The sequence below is a fragment of the Bradyrhizobium sp. Ken51 genome, assembly GCF_055807435.1.
The window spans coordinates 386062-403640 of the sequence record NZ_JBVVPB010000003.1 but is presented as its reverse complement, the minus strand read 5'-3'; the positions used below and the strand labels follow the sequence as shown (position 1 = coordinate 403640).

15 protein-coding genes are annotated in these 17579 nt (G+C 64.3%); 8 read left to right on the top strand and 7 right to left on the bottom strand.

The window, feature by feature from the left end:
• Nucleotides 1-46: 46 nt before the first annotated feature.
• The gene (locus tag AC0L27_RS08935; protein WP_275170863.1) at nucleotides 47-1624 is read right to left on the bottom strand and encodes a cation:proton antiporter; all 1578 of its coding nucleotides are present in this window, start codon (nucleotides 1622-1624) and stop codon (nucleotides 47-49) included.
• 95 nt (nucleotides 1625-1719) lie between these two features.
• Here AC0L27_RS08935 and AC0L27_RS08930 point away from each other — a divergent pair, with 95 nt between their 5' ends.
• The 5 genes from AC0L27_RS08930 (at nucleotide 1720) to AC0L27_RS08910 (ending at nucleotide 7421) form a co-directional block, all read left to right on the top strand.
• On the top strand, nucleotides 1720-2478 hold the full coding sequence (locus AC0L27_RS08930; protein ID WP_473318670.1) for a tetratricopeptide repeat protein: 759 nt from the start codon (nucleotides 1720-1722) through the stop codon (nucleotides 2476-2478).
• Nucleotides 2479-2607: 129 nt separating this feature from the next.
• Complete coding sequence (locus AC0L27_RS08925; RefSeq protein WP_354207790.1) at nucleotides 2608-3993, top strand: tetratricopeptide repeat protein; 1386 nt, start codon at nucleotides 2608-2610, stop codon at nucleotides 3991-3993.
• A 143-nt stretch (nucleotides 3994-4136) separates the two neighbouring features.
• Nucleotides 4137-6059, top strand: a complete 1923-nt coding sequence (locus AC0L27_RS08920) for a propionyl-CoA synthetase (RefSeq protein ID WP_354061037.1) — start codon at nucleotides 4137-4139, stop codon at nucleotides 6057-6059.
• Nucleotides 6060-6241: 182 nt separating this feature from the next.
• Nucleotides 6242-6511 carry a hypothetical protein gene (locus AC0L27_RS08915; protein ID WP_275170866.1) on the top strand — a complete coding sequence of 90 codons (270 nt, stop codon included), beginning with the start codon at nucleotides 6242-6244 and terminating at the stop codon, nucleotides 6509-6511.
• Between the two features lie 163 nt (nucleotides 6512-6674).
• Nucleotides 6675-7421, top strand: a complete 747-nt coding sequence (locus AC0L27_RS08910; protein ID WP_275170867.1) for an OmpW/AlkL family protein — start codon at nucleotides 6675-6677, stop codon at nucleotides 7419-7421.
• A gap of 86 nt (nucleotides 7422-7507) precedes the next feature.
• Here AC0L27_RS08910 and AC0L27_RS08905 read toward each other — a convergent pair whose 3' ends face one another.
• Complete coding sequence (locus AC0L27_RS08905) at nucleotides 7508-8203, bottom strand: DUF1013 domain-containing protein (protein ID WP_027565675.1); 696 nt, start codon at nucleotides 8201-8203, stop codon at nucleotides 7508-7510.
• Nucleotides 8204-8456: 253 nt separating this feature from the next.
• Here AC0L27_RS08905 and ispH point away from each other — a divergent pair, with 253 nt between their 5' ends.
• The 3 genes from ispH to rnhA are packed head-to-tail and all read left to right on the top strand — an operon-like array spanning nucleotide 8457 to nucleotide 10876.
• A complete protein-coding gene (gene ispH / locus AC0L27_RS08900) occupies nucleotides 8457-9425 on the top strand; it encodes a 4-hydroxy-3-methylbut-2-enyl diphosphate reductase (protein WP_007597506.1) in 969 nt (322 codons plus the stop codon).
• Between the two features lie 6 nt (nucleotides 9426-9431).
• Entirely contained in the window at nucleotides 9432-10415 is a 984-nt protein-coding gene (locus AC0L27_RS08895) for a homoserine kinase (protein WP_275170868.1), read from the top strand.
• A complete protein-coding gene (gene rnhA, locus AC0L27_RS08890) occupies nucleotides 10412-10876 on the top strand; it encodes a ribonuclease HI (RefSeq protein WP_007597503.1) in 465 nt (154 codons plus the stop codon). Before AC0L27_RS08895 ends, rnhA begins: the two co-directional genes overlap by 4 nt.
• Before the next feature lie 125 nt (nucleotides 10877-11001).
• Here the strand turns inward: rnhA and AC0L27_RS08885 are convergent, their stop codons facing one another.
• From AC0L27_RS08885 to AC0L27_RS08865, 5 genes are all read right to left on the bottom strand, one after another.
• Nucleotides 11002-11487 (bottom strand): peroxiredoxin, encoded by a 486-nt coding sequence (locus AC0L27_RS08885; protein WP_275170869.1) that lies wholly within the window; start codon nucleotides 11485-11487, stop codon nucleotides 11002-11004.
• 119 nt (nucleotides 11488-11606) lie between these two features.
• Nucleotides 11607-12161 carry a DUF924 family protein gene (locus AC0L27_RS08880; RefSeq protein WP_354061047.1) on the bottom strand — a complete coding sequence of 185 codons (555 nt, stop codon included), beginning with the start codon at nucleotides 12159-12161 and terminating at the stop codon, nucleotides 11607-11609.
• 15 nt (nucleotides 12162-12176) lie between these two features.
• The gene (locus tag AC0L27_RS08875) at nucleotides 12177-13859 is read right to left on the bottom strand and encodes a long-chain fatty acid--CoA ligase (protein ID WP_354207795.1); all 1683 of its coding nucleotides are present in this window, start codon (nucleotides 13857-13859) and stop codon (nucleotides 12177-12179) included.
• A gap of 189 nt (nucleotides 13860-14048) precedes the next feature.
• Nucleotides 14049-15497 (bottom strand): D-alanyl-D-alanine carboxypeptidase family protein, encoded by a 1449-nt coding sequence (locus tag AC0L27_RS08870; RefSeq protein ID WP_354207797.1) that lies wholly within the window; start codon nucleotides 15495-15497, stop codon nucleotides 14049-14051.
• 201 nt (nucleotides 15498-15698) lie between these two features.
• Nucleotides 15699-17495 carry a glucan ABC transporter ATP-binding protein/ permease gene (locus tag AC0L27_RS08865; protein ID WP_354207799.1) on the bottom strand — a complete coding sequence of 599 codons (1797 nt, stop codon included), beginning with the start codon at nucleotides 17493-17495 and terminating at the stop codon, nucleotides 15699-15701.
• Nucleotides 17496-17579 lie beyond the last annotated feature (84 nt).

Below are 17579 nucleotides of genomic sequence, written 5' to 3'. Positions count from 1 at the left end.
AGCCCCTAACCACCTGTGCAGGGCGCTGGTCGCGTCCAACAGGATTTTAACCGCCGGCGCTCAATTCTGCGCGATCGAGCTCTTCCTCAATCCGATGGAACGCATCGTCGCCGATCACTTCCTTTGCGCGAAGGTCGAAGATCGACTTTCTCGCGGCCGCGATGCCACGACGGCGTAGCGGGTCGGCGGGCAGTTCGCCGTTCGTGATGCCGCCATGGGGATCGTCGTCGGCCTGCATCAGGATGGCGCGATATTCGAGCCGCAGGATTTCCGCTTCCTCCGACGGATCGTCCTCGATCGCGTCGAGCGCCGCGCGATAGGCGACGGCGCGGGCGCGCGCGACCTCGATGCCGACGGGATCGTCGTCCTTGAGGCCGAACGCCAGGATCAGCGGCCGCAGCGTCAGGCCCTGCACGATTAGCGTGCCGAGCACGACGGCAAACGCCGAGAAGACGATGAAGTCACGATGCGGAAAGCTTTCCGGCAAGGCAAAGGCGGTGGCGAGGGTGACGAGGCCGCGCATGCCACACCAGGAGATGATGAGGCCGCCCTTGGCCGAGGCGACCTGCTTCGGATCCTTGGCGTGATAGATCCCGTGCGCGATCAGCGCGCGCAGCGTCGTGCGGTAGAATGTGATCCAGGCCAGGCGCACCAGGACCACCGTGAGCAGGATCCAGGCCGCGGCCACGCAATACTCCCAGCGCACGTCCGCATCGAGCCGTGTCCAGATCGGCCGCATCTGCATGCCGATCAGCATGAAGGCGAGCACGTTGAGCACGAACACCATGGTCTCCCACACCGCATAGGAAGGTACACGCAGCCGCGCAGGCATGCGTGCCCCCGCCGTGCGCGCGATGGTGATGCCGTAGACTACGATGGTGAGGATGCCGGAGAGCCCGAGATGTTCGGCGGCAATCCAGACCATGAAGGTGGTGGCGAACTGCACGATGATCGCGCTCGGCGCTTCCTTCACGCGTTCCATGAACAGCGGGATGATGCGGCCTGCGACCAGGCCCGCGACGACGCTGCCGACCAGCGCCAGCGCCATGGTCGGCGCGATCTGGCTCCATGCCAGATGCTCGGTGGCGACCGCGCCGACCGCGATGCGATAGATCAGGAGCGCGGTCGCGTCGTTGAGCAGGCTCTCGCCTTCCAGGACCTTGACCATGCGGTGAGGCAGCTTCACCTGGCTCAGGATCGCGACTGCGGCGGCCGCGTCCGGCGGGGCGACGATGGCGCCGAGCGCAACCGCGGCGGCCCAGGGCATGTCAGGCATCAGCCGGTGCGCGACGTAGGCCACAGCGGCCGTGGTCAGGCCGACGGCGGCGACGACCAGGGTGGCGACCGGAACCCAATTGTTGCGGAGATCGCGCAACGACGTGTCGAAGGCGGCATCGAGCAGGACCGGTGCGACAAAAAGAGCCAATGCCAGATCGGGCTCCAGCGTCCAGGACGGGCTCGATGGCACAAACGCAATCAGCGCGCCCCCAATCGCGAGAAAGGTCGGGTAGGGGACCTTGATCCGCCGCGCCAGCGCCGATAATGCAACGGCGCCGAGCAGAAGCACAATGATCCATTCGAATGTCGACACGTTGATCCCCGAAACCGATTTGAGCGGCGCCACAAGCTAGCACCAATCCGGCCGTATGATGGATAGTGCGGCCATAAGGCAAGACCTCAACCCGGACCTTAACTCAAGACTTTCCAACTGTGGCGAGCATGCGTTCTCTCATTCAATGGTCCGGCGTCGGGTTGCTCTTCGCGCTCTCGTTCGCTGCCGCTCATGCTGCGACCGGCGGCGAACCGGCCGCGGTCCCGCAGGTCGACATCGCGCCCTGCCTCGCGGCTGCCGCAGCCGACGACATTGACAAGGCCGCCACGGTCTGCGCTGCCGTGATCGACAACGAGAAGACGGCGAAGGCCGACCTGATCAAGGCCCTGACCGCGCGCGGCGCGCTGTTTTCTCGGCGTGATCAGGTCGACCGCGCGATAGCCGATGACAGCCGCGCCCTGGAGCTCGATTCCGGTCTCGCCGATGTCTTCAACGCGCGGGGCGAGCTCTGGCTGAGGAAGGGCGACAAGCCGAAGGCGGTGCAGGATTTCGGCGCGGCATTGAAAATCGATCCGAACCACGAGAAGGCCAAGGCCAATCACAAGGCGATGGCGCGCGAGATCGAGCGGATCGGCGCGCAGATGGCGGTCGCGGGCAAGCCCAGTTTCATTTGCAAGGGTGCGCGCCGCCCCGTCGAGAAGGCGATCTGCGCCAACCGCGAGCTCGCCGATCTCGATCGCGAGGTCTTTGCGGCCAACGCGCGCGTTTTGCGCGAAGCGCGCAATGCAAGCGAAGCGAAGGCGCTTCAACGCGAGCAGGACGATTTCATCGCCCGCCGCAATGCCGGGTTCGGCCGGCCGGGGTACGATTTGAAGAAGGCGATGGAGGAGCGGCTGCGGCGGCTGAACGGGGCTGACGGGTATTGAGGCTCCTCGTGTCCCCGTAAGGCGGGCGAGCAAGGGAGGGGTCGATACGCCCCTGACACGCCTCGATTTGAACCGATTCTTTGGCCGCGGCGACAATGGTGAAAGCCTGATGTCCCGGAGTCCTATGCCATGTGCGGCACGCATCCTTCCGCGCAAATGTTCTCGTTTGCAAAAATCTCCTTTCGCTCGCTCCTTCTCAGCGCGGCAATGAGCGTCATCCTCGTCGCCCCTTCGTCGGCCGGTGTCGATTGCGTGATGGGGAGCAAGACCGTCCCGGCTGAGCTGATCCCGGCCTGCAGCGCCATCATTGACCAAGCCTCAAATCCATCCTCCGATCGCGCCGCGGCATTGCTGGTGCGCGCCGACGCCAATGCGCGGACCTCGGGCGGCCTCACGCAGGCGCTGCGAGATATCGATCGCGCCATTGCGCTCGATGGCAAAAACGCAAAAACCTGGCGCCTGCGCGGCGATCTCCTCCGGGAGGCCGGCGGCGATCTCAACCGCGCCGCGGCGGACCTCAGCAAGGCCATCGAGCTCGATCCGCAGGATTCGGAATCTTACGAGCTGCGCGGCGTCGTCTACACCAACCAGCGCCGGCTAGATCGCGCGCTTGCCGATTACGACCAGGCGATCAAGCTGAAGCCTGACAAGGCACAGGCCTGGTCCGACCGCGGCGTGACCTATTATCTCGGCGGCGACAACGAGAAGGCGATCCGCGATCTCAGCGAGGCGTTGCGGCTCGATCCGAACCGGCCGCGCAGCTACACCAATCGTGGCGCCGCCTACAAGAAGCTCGGCCAGCTCGAGAAGTCGGTTGCCGACGACGGCGAGGCGATCAGGCTCGATCCGAAGGTGCCCGAATATTACGACAATCGCGGGCTGTCGCTGGCTGCGATGGGCGAGTACGACAAGGCGATTGCCGATTACGATCAGGCGCTGCGGCTGGCGCCGCGGCCGAACTTCTTCACCAACCGCGGCGACTCCTATCACCTCAAGGGTGAGCTTGGCGCGGCGCTGAGCGACTACGAGGCCGCGCTGAAACTCGATCCGAATTTTGCGCAGACCTACAACAACCGCGCCGTGCTCTACAAGAAGACGGGCGAGCGCAGGAAGGCGCTGGCCGACTACGAAACCGCGCTCAAACTCGATCCCGGCAATGACAACGCCGCCGCCGGCCGCCGCGCTATGATCGCGGAGATCGCGAAATTCGGCGGCGAGCTGCTGCGGCCGCTCGCAGCGAATTCCGGCAATGGCCCGTCGTTCGATTGTGCCACTGCGAATCGCGAGGTTGAGAAGGTAATTTGTGCCGATCCACAGCTGGGCGTGCTCGATCGCCAGATCGCCGAGACCTATGAGCGCGTGCTGAAATCGGCCAGGTCCCGCCCGGCCGGCGACCTCCGTCGCACCCAGCGCGATTTCCTCGCCGCCCGCAATACCAGTTTCGGCCGCCCGGGCTATGATCTGAAGAAGGTCATGCAGGAGCGGCTGCAGCGGCTGAATGCGATGGATAGCTGAGCATTGTTCTTTTGAGCTTGAACCGCGGCCCGTTCCCGGGAAAATACCCCTCAAACAAGGCCGGTACTTGATCCCTGTCATGGCGGAACGTTTGTCCTGCCACAAGGTCAAGGCCAGGCGGATAAGGGAACGGGAGCGCGGGAATGAACGTCCGAGGAAACGTCGACGGAAAAAGCCTCTATCACGAGGTTTATACGCGTTCGCTGGCCGATCCTGAGGGCTTTTGGGCCGAGGCGGCCAAGGAGATCGACTGGATCGAGCCGCCGAAAAAGATCTTCGATCCCTCGCAGGGCGTCTACGGCCGCTGGTACAGCGGTGGCGTCGTCAACACCTGCTACAACGCGCTCGACCGCCACGTCGAACGCGGCCGCGCCGACCAGATCGCGCTGATCCATGATTCGCCGCTGGCAAATAGCGTCACCAAACTCAGCTACGCCGAACTGCTGGCCGAAGTGCAGGCGCTCGCCGCCATCATGCAGGATTTTGGTGTCGCCAAGGGCGATCGCGTCATCCTCTATATGCCGATGGTCCCGGAGGCCGTCGTCGCGATGCTCGCCTGCGCGCGCATTGGCGCTGTGCACTCCGTCGTGTTCGGCGGCTTTGCCGCGAAAGAGCTCGCCACCCGCATCGACGATGCGCAGCCAAAGCTGATCCTGTCGGCGAGCTGCGGCATCGAGCCCGGCCGGATCGTGCAGTACAAGCCGCTGCTCGACGAGGCGATCAGGCTTGCGGGCGCAAAGCCGAAGGCCTGCATCGTGCTGCAACGTCCGCAGCTCGTCTGCGCCCTCACGCCCGGCCGCGACTATGATTGGGCGGGCCTGCGCCGCAAGGCGATGAACGACGGCAAGCAGGCGCCCTGCGTGCCCGTCGCCGCTACCGATCCGCTCTACATCCTCTATACCTCAGGCACGACCGGCATTCCCAAGGGCGTCGTGCGCGACAATGGCGGCCATCTCGTCGCGGTGAAATGGTCCATGTTCAACCTCTATGGCGTCAAGCCGGGTGAGGTCTGGTGGTGCGGCTCCGACATCGGCTGGGTGGTCGGCCACAGCTACATCGTCTACGGCCCGCTGCTGCACGGCGCGACCTCGATCATGTATGAGGGCAAGCCGGTCGGCACGCCCGATGCCGGCGCGTTCTGGCGCGTGATCAGCGAGCACAAGGCTGTCGCCTTCTTCACTGCGCCGACCGCGTTCCGCGCGATACGGAAAGAAGATCCGGAAGGAAAATTCATCCGGCAATACGACCTCTCGACGTTCCGCACGCTGTTCCTGGCCGGCGAGCGCGCCGATCCGCCGACGGTGGAATGGGCGGAGCAGCAGTTGAAAGTGCCTGTGATCGACCATTGGTGGCAGACCGAGACCGGCTGGTGCATCGCCGGCAATCCGGTCGGCTTAGGCCAGCTGCCGGTGAAGCACGGGTCGCCGACGGTGCCGATGCCGGGCTACCAGGTCGACGTGGTCGACGAAGCGGCAAAGCCGGTCGGTCCGAACACCATGGGCTCGATCGTCATCAAGCTTCCGATGCCGCCGGGCTGCCTGCCGACACTGTGGAATCAGGACGAACGTTTCAAGGAAGCCTATCTCACCGAATTCCCCGGCTACTACAAAACGTCGGATGCCGGCTACAAGGACGAAGACGGCTATGTCTTCGTCATGGGCCGCACCGACGACATCATCAACGTCGCCGGCCATCGGCTCTCCACCGGCGGCATGGAGGAGATCCTGGCTTCGCATCCCGATGTCGCCGAATGCGCCGTGCTCGGCGTCAAGGACGCGATCAAGGGCGAGGTCCCCTGCGGCTTCCTGGTGCTCAAGGCGGGTGTGAAGCGGGCCCCCGCCGAGATCGAGAAGGAGATCATCGCGCTGGTGCGCGACAAGCTCGGTCCCGTTGCCGCGTTCAAGCTCGCCATCACCGTCGGCCGCCTGCCCAAGACGCGCTCCGGAAAGATCTTGCGCGGCACCATCAAGAAGATAGCGGATGGTGAAGCTTGGACTATGCCGGCGACGATCGAGGACCCCAAGGTGCTCGACGAGATCGGCGACGCGCTGAAGGGGCGGGTGTGAATTTGCTTTGCGAGGATAGCCATTGAGGCGCGACGCCGCCTCTCCAATCCCGCTGTCATCGCCTGCGCCGGCAGGCCATTCCCCGCTTTCGCGGGGAATGACACTGGTAGCGGGAACGGCGTCCAGGGACTTACATTCTCCTCATTCCGCGCTAAACAGAGCGGGCCAATAGGGGACCTCGTATGCCACTCGCCGCTGCGCCGCGCCTGCTTGCAGCTGTGCTGCTCGCCATCATTCTCTCCGCCTGCTCCGCGCGCTACCAGACGCCGGTGGCGATGGGCGGCGATGATGACGACGCGGTCTGCCAGAGCCGCGGCTATGCGGCCGGCTCACCCGAATACGTGGCCTGTCGCAAGGACCGCGACGTCCAGCGCAGTGCCGCGACCACCCGCGCCGACCGTCGCCAGCGTGACCTCGGCGAATACATGCTGAACCATCCGGACCGGCCATGATGTAAGCTGCGGCATTATCCTGCCGCGACACATCTGCAACGCCGCAGTCGAATCGCAATCGCATTTGTCCTGATTTGATCGGCATCAAATCCTTCACCATCGCCTTTCTGCTCTGACGCTGATGTCGCGCAACGAAGCGCGCACATGGCTGAAGGGGAATGCAATGGACGAAATGATAAGAAGCGTGGCGCGGCTCGCGGCGCTGGGTGCGGCGCTGGTGGGGGCTATTGCCTCGGCGCGGGCCGCCGACTTGCCGATCTACAAAAAGGCGCCGCCGTCGGTAGAAGCCTTCAATCCCTGGATGGTGCGTTTGCGGGTGCTAGGCGTGTTGCCGGATGCGGGCGGCTCCACCGTCAATGTCGCCGGCGTTCCATCGCTGTCTTCGCCGAATTCGGGCCTCTCGATCAGTGATCAGGTCGTGCCTGAGCTCGACATCAGCTATTTCTTCACCAGGAATATCGCGGCCGAGCTGATCCTCGGCGTGACCCGGCATTCGATCAGCGGCACCGGCTCGCTTGCAAATCTGCCGATCGGCAAGACCACGCTGCTGCCGCCGACGCTGACCCTGCAATATCACTTCGACAATTTCGGCGCGTTCAAGCCGTACATCGGCGCCGGCGTGAACTACACCGTGTTCTTCAACAACTCGGCCGCCAATACGCCGGCCGCGATCGTCGGTCCGCCCGCGATCGTCGCCACCACCACGAGCCTGCATGTCAGCAACGCCTTCGGTGGCGCGGTGCAGTTCGGCTTCGACTACATGCTCGATCGGCACTGGGGCCTCAACGTGGACGTCAAGAAGCTCTGGTTGCGGCCGGACTATTCGGCGACGGTCAGTGGTCTGCCGGTCACCGGCACCGCGCATATCGACCCGTGGCTGGTCGGCGGTGGTGTGACGTATAAGTTCTGAAGTTTGCGGAAGCCACAAACAAAAACGCGGCGGGTTGGCCCCGCCGCGTTCGCATTCCCATTCGATGACCAGCAGGGAGCGAAGGATTACTCCTCCTCCTGGTCCTGCTTCTTGCCGCCGAGCGTCTTCAGCTTGGCGAACACGGCATCGACGTTGAGATCGTCGCTGGACCTCTCCGCGGGTTCGTACTCGTCCTTCTTGGTGGTTTCGGAGGCCGGCAGCAGGGTGGCGCCGCCATAGGCTGCGTCGATCGGCTTTTCCTTGGCCGCGCGCGCGACCTCGAAATCGAGCTCGATCTGCGAGCAGAGGCCGAGGGTGACGGGATCAATCGGCGTCAGCTGGGAGGTGTTCCAGTGGGTGCGATCGCGGACACTGGCGATCGTGCTCTTGGTCGTGCCGACCAGGCGCATGATCTGGGCATCCTTGAGCTCGGCATGGTTGCGCAGCAGCCAGAGGATGGCGCTCGGGCGCTCGTGGCGGCGCGAGACCGGGGTGTAGCGCGGGCCCTTGCGCTTGGGCTGCGGCGGCAGCACCACCTTGCTCTCCTGGAGGCGGAGCCGGTAGTCCGGGTTGTTCTCGCCCTTCTCGATCTCCTCGCGGGTCAGCTGGCCATTCGAGAGGGGATCCATGCCCTTGATGCCCTGGGCGGCGTCGCCATCGGCGATCGCGCGCACCTCGAGGGGGTGCATTTTGGTGAAATCGGCGACCTGATCGAAGGTCAGCGCGGTGTTGTCGAGCAGCCAGACGGCGGTCGCCTTGGGCATCAGAGGTGCGTTGCTCATGGCAAATCTCCTTTGTGCTTCGCCCACCCCTTTGGAGGCGAAACCGGTGGTCATCAGCGATGACTGGGAATTCGGGCTATATAAGCCCGGAGGGGGTAGCCACGCAATGGTTCTGCTATAGATAGTGCCTTGACAGCGCCCGAAAGGGGGCCCAATTCCCTCTGAAGTCCCTGTAAGACCGTACCCAAGCCCTATTCATCCATCGACCGCTGCCCGCCCATTTGGCGAGGTGATTCGGTCCCGAGATCGCTCAATGTCAGCCAAACCAGACCTCAAGATCGTGCTTTGTTCTCCCCGTGGCTTCTGCGCCGGGGTGGTCCGGGCGATCGATACCGTGGAACGGGCACTCGATAAATACGGCGCCCCCGTCTATGTTCGCCATGAGATTGTGCACAATAAATACGTCGTCGATGGGTTGAAAAAGAAAGGCGCGATCTTCGTCGAGGAACTCGCCGAGATCCCGGAAAACACCACCGCGCCGGTGGTGTTCTCGGCCCATGGCGTGCCGAAATCGGTTCCGGCCGACGCCACGTCCCGCAATTTGTTCTCGCTGGATGCGACCTGCCCCCTGGTCACCAAGGTGCACCGCGAGGCCGCAATCCATTTCAAGCGCGGCCGTGAGATCTTCCTGATCGGCCATTCCCATCATCCGGAGGTGGTGGGCACGCTCGGGCAGCTCCCGACCGGCGCCGTGACCCTGATCGAGACCGCGGAGGACGCGAAGACCATCGCCCCGAAGGATCCGAACAACCTCGCCTTCGTGACCCAGACCACGCTGTCGATCGACGACACCGCGGAGATCGTGGCGCTCCTGAAGGAGCGCTTCCCGAACATCAACGGGCCGCACAAGGAAGACATCTGCTACGCCACCACCAACCGCCAACTCGCGGTGAAGAAGGTGGCGCCGGTGGTCGACGCCCTGATCGTAGTCGGTGCGCCTAACTCGTCGAACTCGCAGCGCCTGCGCGAAGTCGCCGAGCGCGAGGGTTGCCCGATCGCCGTGCTGGCGCAGCGCGCCACCGAAATCGACTGGAAGCGGTTCGAGAACATCACCAGCCTCGGCATCACCGCTGGCGCCTCGGCACCGGAAGTCATCGTCGAGGAGATCATGGACGCGTTCGCCGAGCGCTTCACGCTGCATGTGGAGACGGTCTCGGCCGCGGAAGAGAACGAGTTCTTCCCGCTGCCGCGTCAGGTGCGCCCCGAAGCCGCCGCCGAGTAGACCTTCATGGCGGTCTACACCGACGTTGCCGCCGACGAGCTTGCGGACTTCCTCAACCAATACGATCTCGGCGAGTTGCTCTCCTACAAGGGCATCGCCGAGGGCGTCGAAAATTCCAACTTCCTGCTGCATACGACCAAGGGATCGTTCATCCTCACGCTCTATGAGAAGCGCGTGGCGAAGAACGATCTGCCGTTCTTCCTCGCGCTGATGACGCATCTGGCCGAGCACGGCGTCAACTGTCCGCTGCCGGTGAAGGGGATGGACGGCGAGGCGTTGCGCGAGCTGTCGGGCCGGCCGGCCGCGATCATCACCTTTCTCGAAGGCGTCTGGCCGCGCAAGCCGAACGCGGCCCATTGCGCCGGCGTCGGCGAGGGGCTCGCCATGATGCATCTGGCCGGCGCGAATTTCGCGATCAGGCGTGCGAACGCGCTGTCGGTCCCGGGCTGGCGGCCGCTGTTCGATGCGGCGTCACACCGGGCCGACGAGATGCAGCCCGGCCTGCGCGCGTTCCTGAGCCACGAGCTCGACTACCTCGAGAGCGGGGTCTGGCCGACACAGCTGCCCGAAGGCGTGATCCACGCGGACCTCTTCAACGACAATGTCTTCTTTCTCGGCGACAAGCTCTCGGGGATCATCGACTTCACTTTCGCCTGCAATGACTGGCTTGCCTATGATGTCGCGATCTGCCTCAACGCCTGGTGCTTCGAGCCGGATCATTCCTTCAACGTCACCAAGGCGCGGGCCTTCCTCAATGCCTATGGCCGCGTGCGAAAGCTGTCCGAGGGGGAAGAGGCAGCGCTGCCGCTGCTCGCGCGCGGCGCCGCGATGCGCTTCCTGCTGACGCGGCTGGTCGACTGGCTCAATGTTCCGCCCGGCGCGCTGGTTCGACCGAAGGATCCGCTGGAATATGTCCGCAAGCTGCGCTTCCACCAGAGCGTTTCCAGCGTGCGCGACTACGGACTGTCGCCGTCGGGGCTGGTGGCGTGAGCGAGCTCCCGATTGTCACGATCTACACCGACGGCGCCTGCTCGGGAAATCCGGGGCCCGGCGGCTGGGGCGCGATCCTGAAGTTCGGCGACAAGGAAAAAGAGCTGAACGGTGGTGAGCGCCATACCACCAATAACCAGATGGAATTGATGGCGGCGATCTCCGCGTTGGAAGCGCTGAAGAAGCCGTGCACTGTCGATCTCTACACAGACAGCCAATATGTCCGTCAGGGCATCACCGGCTGGATCCACGGCTGGAAGCGCAACGGCTGGCGCACCGCCGACAAGAAGCCGGTGAAGAATGTCGAGCTATGGCAGCGCCTCGATGCCGCGCTGAAGGCTCACGACGTGCGCTGGCACTGGGTCAAGGGCCACGCAGGGCATCCCGAGAACGAACGCGCCGATCAGCTCGCGCGCGACGGGATCGTGAAGGCGCGGTTGCAGGCGCGGGTGGCGGAGTAGGTCTCTCCGTTCGTCATGGCCGGGCTTGACCGGCCATCCACGTCTTCCCGCGCACGACCAAGAACGTGGATGTCCGGGACAAGCCCGGGCATGACGTCATTCTTCGAAAGGGCTGGGTCTGAAGCTTACAGCTGCCCCAGCAGCGTATCGCCGCCGGACACCTCGACCTTGCCGGGCATCGCCTCAAGGTTCAGCTTCTTGACCACGCCGTCCTCGACCAGCATCGAATAGCGCTTGGAGCGGATGCCGAGACCGTTACCGGAGGCGTCGAGCTCCATGCCGATCGCCTTGGCGAAGTCGGCATTACCGTCGGCGAGGAAGATGGCCTCGTCGCGCTGGTCGGTGTCGCGCTTCCACGCGTTCATGACGAAGGCGTCGTTGACGGAGACGATGGCGATGGTGTCGACGCCCTTGTCCTTCATGGCGTAGGCGTTGAGGAAGATGCTCGGCAGATGCATCTTGTGGCAGGTGCCGGTATAGGCGCCCGGCACCGCGAACAGCGCCACTTTCTTGCCCTTGAATATCTCATCGGTGGTCTTCACCTGCGGACCTTCCGCCGTCATCACGCGGAATTTCGCCTCGGGCAGCTTGTCGCCAGTCTGGATCGCCATCGTTAGTCTCCCTGAAAATCGGTCCCGCTTTTTAGACCGTGCGGCGGGCCTGCACAATATTGCCGACACGGATAGTGATACGGGAAGCGGTGAGGGCGGGACCCTTCACCGTTATGTCATCAGCCGGCGAACCCGCCGCCGTCGAGGAAGGCCTGCTCGTCCGGGGTGGTGTCACGGCCGAGCAGACGGTTGCGGTGAGGAAAGCGGCCAAACCGCCGGATGATATCGGCGTGCTCACGCGCGTATTTCAGGTTTTCGGCATTGTCGGTGTTTTGAAACAGCGCGACGCAGTGCAATTGGTCGGGCAGGTGCTCGGAATGCATGAAAGGCAAATAGAGGAATTCGAGCAGGACCGGGTCGATCCTTTGATCTGCACCCCGCGCAATGGCGCGGCGGGCGACGTCGCGCGCCAGCGCGTCGCTGGCAAAGGCCTGCGACGTGCCCCGAAACATATTGCGTGGAAACTGGTCGAGCACGATGACGAGCGCGAGTGCGCCCTCGTCGGTCTCCTCCCATGACGCGAGCTCGCCGGCGACCGCCTTCTGCCACAGCGCGAGAAAGCGGCGCCTGACCTCCGCGTCGAATGCGTCGTCGCGCTCGTACCAGGCATCGCGGCCGGCCTCGTGCCAGAAGGCGAGGATGCCGGCCGGGCTGATGTTGCCGAAATCAGTCATGAACGAAAGAGGCGCTTAGGCCGCCTCCGCCTTCTCGTCGCGCAGCTGCCGGCGCAGGATCTTGCCGACATTGGTCTTCGGCAGGTCGGTGCGGAATTCGATGTGCTTGGGCACCTTGTAGCCCGTCAGCTGCTCCTGGCAGAACTTGACCAGGGCCTCCGCCGTGAGGTTCGGGTCTTTCTTGACCACGAACGCCTTCACCGCCTCTCCCGACTTGGAATCGGGAATGCCGATGACCGCGCATTCGAGCACCCCCGGGTTGCTCGCGATCACTTCCTCGATCTCGTTCGGATAGACGTTGAAGCCGGAGACCAGGATCATGTCCTTCTTGCGGTCGACGATCTTGGTGTATCCCCTCTCGTCCATGATGCCGATGTCCCCGGTGCGAAAATAACCGTCCGCGGTCATCACCTTGGCGGTCTCCTCCGGCCTGTTCCAGTAGCCCGACATCACCTGCGGGCCCTTGGCGCAGATCTCGCCGGGCTGGCCGAGCGGCATCTCGTTGCCGTCGTCGTCGCGGATCGAGATCCAGGTCGAGGGCACGGGGATGCCGATGGTGCCGTTGAACTCGGGATCGGTCGTGGTGTTGCAGGTCAGCGTCGGAGATGTCTCCGACAGGCCGTAGCCTTCGGCGATGGAGCAGCCCGTGATCGCCTTCCACTGCTCGGCGACCCGGCGCTGCACCGCCATGCCGCCACCGTTCGAGATCTTCAGCTTGGAGAAGTCGAGCTTCTTGAAGTCGGGATGGTGCATCAGGCCGTTGTAGAGCGTGTTCACGGCCGGGAAGTTGTTGACCTGATACTTCGCCAATTCCTTGATGAAGCCCGGGATGTCGCGCGGATTGGGGATCAGGAGATTGCAGCCGCCGGCGCGCACGGCGAGCAGGTAGCAGGCCGTCAGGGCGAAGATGTGATAGAGCGGCAGCGCGCAGACGACCATGAGTTGATCGACATGCGGCGGCGCGGCCATCGCGGGCTGCAGCCAGGCATCGTTCTGCAGGACGTTGGCGACGATATTGCGGTGGAGCAGGGTGGCGCCCTTGGACACGCCGGTGGTACCGCCGGTATATTGCAGGAAGGCGACGTCGCCCGGCGACAGCTTCGGCTTGTTGAAGGCCAGAGAGCGGCCGGCGGAGATCGCGTCGTTGAAGGACACCGCGCCTGGTAGCGACCAGGCCGGCACCATCTTCTTGACGCGGCGGACGACCAGATTGACGATCACGCCCTTGAAGCCGAGCAGGTCGCCCATGCTGCCGACGATGACGTGCTTGACTTGCGTCTTCGCGATCACCTGCTCGACGGTGTGGGCGAAATTCTCCAGCACGATGATGGCTTCGGCGCCGGAATCCTTGAGCTGGTGCTCGAGCTCGCGCGGCGTGTAGAGCGGATTGACATTGACCACCGCGAAACCGGCGCGCAGCACGGCTGCGGTCGCAATCGGATATTGCAGCACGTTCGGCATCATGATCGCAACGCGGGCGCCGCGTTGCAGGCCTCGCCCTTGCAGGTAGGACGCCATCGCCAGCGACATCTGGTCGAGGTCGCGATAGCTGATCGACTTGTCCATGCAGATGAACGCCTTGCGGTCGGCGAACTTGGCGAAGCTCTCCTCCAGGAGGTCGACCAGCGATGAATATTGGGTCGGCTCGATATCGGCGGGGACGCCGGGCGGATATTGCTTAAGCCAGATGCGCTCCATGGAAACTCCCCTCATTGACCAGAGCCCGTTGTGTCTCGGGCTTGCCTCATTGCCGTCAGTATCGAGCCTGCCGGAACGGGTGGCAAGCGGTCGAGGCTTAAGACAAACGTCAGGGAGTGGCTACCGGAATCCTCGCAAACGGCGCTGCCGCAAGTGCGAAGTGCGGCGCGGTCTCGCCTCGCGTCGGCGTTAACTGTTGTTGGCCGGCTTGGCGGGCTTGGTGGCGGCCTTGGGCTTGGCGGGCTTGGCCGCCTGCTCGCCGCTCGCCGCAGGCTTTGCCACTGCATCGGGCTTGGCTGCGGCATGCTTGGTGCCGGCCGGCTTGGCTGCGGACTTGCCGTCCGCCGGCTTTGCGGCCGCCGCCGGCTTCGCATCGGGCTTCGCTGCCGCCGTCTTGGCATCTTTCGGCTTGTCTGCCGCGTCGGGCTTTTTGGCGACGCGCGACTTCTTGCCACGCGGCTTTGGCGTGGCCTGCTGGTCGGCATCCGCCGCGACCGCCGCGATCAGGGCGGTCCCGGTGCGGGTCGGACCGGTATACACCAGCACGGGTTCGGCCGCCGCCGGGGCCGAGGCCATCAGCTCGGAGGCCTTCATCAGGGGCGGCTGAAGCCCGGCCGTGAAGAAGGTGACCTGAGCTTCGCCCCCCGTGGCGGAGGCCGATCCGGACATGCCGCCATTGGTCGCGATCAGCGCGTCGTCATCGTCGCTGGCCGGCCGCTTGCGATGGCCGCCGCACATGTCGTCACGCAGGTTCGGCGGCGAGGCGTCGACCGGCACCAGCTTGTCGACGGTGCCGAGCGAGGGCCGGAGCCAGGTGAGATTGTCTTGCGAGAAGCCGCGTTCCAGCAGCTGCGCCGCCTTCACCGCGCGCGCGGTCCCGGAGTTGGCGCCCAGCACGACGGCGATCAGCCGGCGGCCGTTGCGGGTGGCCGATGCGACGAGATTGTAGCCGGAGGCGCAGATGAAGCCGGTCTTGAAACCGTCGGCGCCGGGATAGCGACCGATCAGCTTGTTGAAATTGCCGGTGACGCGCTTGCCGAAGCGGATTGCCGGAATGTGCACGAAATACTCGTACTCGGGCAGATCGCGCAGGAACGAGCGTGCGAGAATGCCGAGATCCCGCGCGGAGGTGATCTGTCCGTCGGCGGGCAGGCCGTTCGGATTGACGTAGCTCGTCTGCGTCATGCCGAGCTTCTGCGCGGTGTCGTTCATCAGCGCCGAGAAACCGTCGATCGAACCGCCGACGCCTTCGGCGAGCACGACGGCCATATCGTTCGCCGATTTCACCATCATCATCTTGAGTGCGTTGTCGACGGTAAGCTGCGTTCCCGGGCGAAACCCCATCTTCGAGGGCGACTGCGAGGCTGCCGTCGGCGACACCGTGAGCAGTGTGTCGAGTGTGAGCCTGCCGTCCTTGACCGCCTTCAGCGTCACGTACGCGGTCATGATCTTGGTGACGGAAGCCGGATACCAGGGAATGGTCGCGTTTTCCGCCTGCAGCACCTTGCCGCTATCGGCCTCGATCAGGAGCAGCGCTTCGGCGCTCGCCGCGCGCGGCGCCAGTAATGCGGCACACGCGAGTCCCGCAGCAAGCAGGTTGAACAGGGATTGACGAAGCAGCGGGCGAAGAGCGTGCACTATCCGATTCCGGTCCTTGGAGACCCGCCGGTTCCGGTCGGCTCTCGTGATCTGATGTTCGGTTCTGAAATCCAGCGCCGCCGCTTGCGGCGCCGCAAACCTATACCGGCTCGTGCGTCGCGAATAGGGGCATCACCGGGGTATTCCGCAATGAAATAGGCCGAATTTCGACGATTCTATGAGAACTTGCCAAGGGGCTTGCTAAGGCGATTTGGCTGCCGTCGCGGCAGCCTCAGCCGCTGTCACGCTGGCCCGTGCGTTCTCCTGAACCATGAACTGAGCCCTGGCGAGGTCGGCGAAATGGCCGCCTTTGGTCACGAGTTCATCAAAAGTTCCGCTTTCGATCACACGCCCGTTCTCGAACACCAGGATCCGCGTAGCATTGCGGATGGTGGAGAGACGGTGGGCGATCACGAAGGTGGTGCGGCCCTTCATCACTTCGTCGAGAGCGGTATTCACCTTGGCCTCGGTGACGGCGTCGAGTGCGCTGGTCGCCTCGTCCAGGATCAGGATCGGCGGATCCTTCAGCAATGCACGGGCGATCGACAGCCGCTGGCGCTCACCGCCGGACAGCATGCGGCCGCGCTCGCCGGCGTTGGTCTCGAAGCCGCCGCTGCGCTCGATGAATTCGAGCGCCTGCGCGCGCTCCGCCGCCTTGCGCATCTCGCCCTCGGTGGCGTCCGGCTTGCCGACGCGCAAATTCTCCGCGATCGACCGGTTGAACAGCAGCGCCTCCTGAAAGACCACGCCGATGTTCCGCCGCAGCGATGTCAGCGTCACCCCGCGCACGTCCATGCCGTCGATCCTGATGAAGCCGGACTGCGGATCAAAGGCGCGATGCAGCAGCGCAATCGCCGTCGACTTGCCGGCGCCGGTCGCGCCGACCAGCGCGATGGTCTGGCCCGGAAGCGCGGTGAAGGAGAGGTCCTCGACCGCCGGCCGCTTGCCGTCATAGGAGAAGGTGACGTCGTTGAATTCGACGAGGCCGGAGAGCCGACCCGCATCGATCGCGTCATGCCGGTCGTGCACCGCAGGCACCGCATCGAGCACGTTGAAGAACTCGCGCAGGCGCGGGGCTTCCATGAAAACGTTGTTGATGAAGCTCACGACCTGCTCCAGCTTCTGGATCAGCATCGTCGCGAAGCTCACGAACATCACGATCTCGCCGACCGAGGTCAGCCCCTGGTCGTGCAGCGCGATGCCGAAAGTGAAGATCGCGAGCACCGTGATCGTGGTGGAGGCGCGCGTGATGACGGTGACGAGTGCCCACCACGACAGCACAGGCATTTGCGCCGCTAGCAACTGGTCGGCGACGGAGCGCAGGCCCTTCACCTCGGACTCGACGCGGACGAAACTCTGTACCAGCGCGACGTTGCCAAGCGCGTCGGAAGCGCGCGCGGAAAGCTCGCTGTAGTGCTCCTCCACCTCCATCTGCATGCCGAAGGTTCTGCGCACCACGAAAGTGGTCAGCGCGGTGAAGACGATGCAGAGCACGAACAGCAGGATTGCAAGCCGCCAGTTCAAGTAGAGCGACAGCGGCAGCAGCACCACGACCGAGAGGATGGCGGCAAAATGCTCGCGGAAGAAGCCCAGCCACAGCCGCCACAGCGCATCGGTGCCGTTGAGCATGACCTTCATCAGCCGGCCCGAATGGGTACCGGAGTGGAAGGTCAGCGGCAGTTGCAGGATGTGCTCGAAATAGTCCGTCAGGACCGCCTGCCGCTGGCGGTGGGAGAGCCGGTCGGCCTGCAACGCCACGAGCGCGCTGCAGGCGATGGTGAACAGCCCGAATGCGACCCATGCAACCAGGAACGGCCAGGCCGAGTTGGAGCCTGCGACCGTCTTGCCGGAGAGAACATCGACGATCCGGCCGAACAGTACCGGCTCGGCGAATTGCGAGCCCGCAAGCAGGAGATTGACGATCGCGAGCAGCCAGCCCAGCCGTGCCTCCTTGCCGAGCAGCTCGAGAACGCGGGTGTAGAGGCGAAGAATGGGCATGGGCGAGGAGCTCGGGCGGATAGAACGGAGTGAGCCCATACTCTAATCAGGGATCGGCTGCGAGATATAGCGGAAGCTGTCGGT

Coding starts and splice junctions, on each gene's coding strand:
- AC0L27_RS08915 (WP_275170866.1), top strand. CDS start 6,242: ATGCCACTCGCCGCTGCGCCGCGCCTGCTTGCAGCTGTGCTGCTCGCC.
- AC0L27_RS08905 (WP_027565675.1), bottom strand. CDS start 8,203: ATGAGCAACGCACCTCTGATGCCCAAGGCGACCGCCGTCTGGCTGCTC.
- AC0L27_RS08930 (WP_473318670.1), top strand. CDS start 1,720: ATGCGTTCTCTCATTCAATGGTCCGGCGTCGGGTTGCTCTTCGCGCTC.
- ispH (WP_007597506.1), top strand. CDS start 8,457: ATGTCAGCCAAACCAGACCTCAAGATCGTGCTTTGTTCTCCCCGTGGC.
- AC0L27_RS08875 (WP_354207795.1), bottom strand. CDS start 13,859: ATGGAGCGCATCTGGCTTAAGCAATATCCGCCCGGCGTCCCCGCCGAT.
- AC0L27_RS08910 (WP_275170867.1), top strand. CDS start 6,675: ATGGACGAAATGATAAGAAGCGTGGCGCGGCTCGCGGCGCTGGGTGCG.
- AC0L27_RS08865 (WP_354207799.1), bottom strand. CDS start 17,495: ATGCCCATTCTTCGCCTCTACACCCGCGTTCTCGAGCTGCTCGGCAAG.
- AC0L27_RS08880 (WP_354061047.1), bottom strand. CDS start 12,161: ATGACTGATTTCGGCAACATCAGCCCGGCCGGCATCCTCGCCTTCTGG.
- AC0L27_RS08885 (WP_275170869.1), bottom strand. CDS start 11,487: ATGGCGATCCAGACTGGCGACAAGCTGCCCGAGGCGAAATTCCGCGTG.
- AC0L27_RS08920 (WP_354061037.1), top strand. CDS start 4,137: ATGAACGTCCGAGGAAACGTCGACGGAAAAAGCCTCTATCACGAGGTT.
- AC0L27_RS08925 (WP_354207790.1), top strand. CDS start 2,608: ATGTGCGGCACGCATCCTTCCGCGCAAATGTTCTCGTTTGCAAAAATC.
- AC0L27_RS08895 (WP_275170868.1), top strand. CDS start 9,432: ATGGCGGTCTACACCGACGTTGCCGCCGACGAGCTTGCGGACTTCCTC.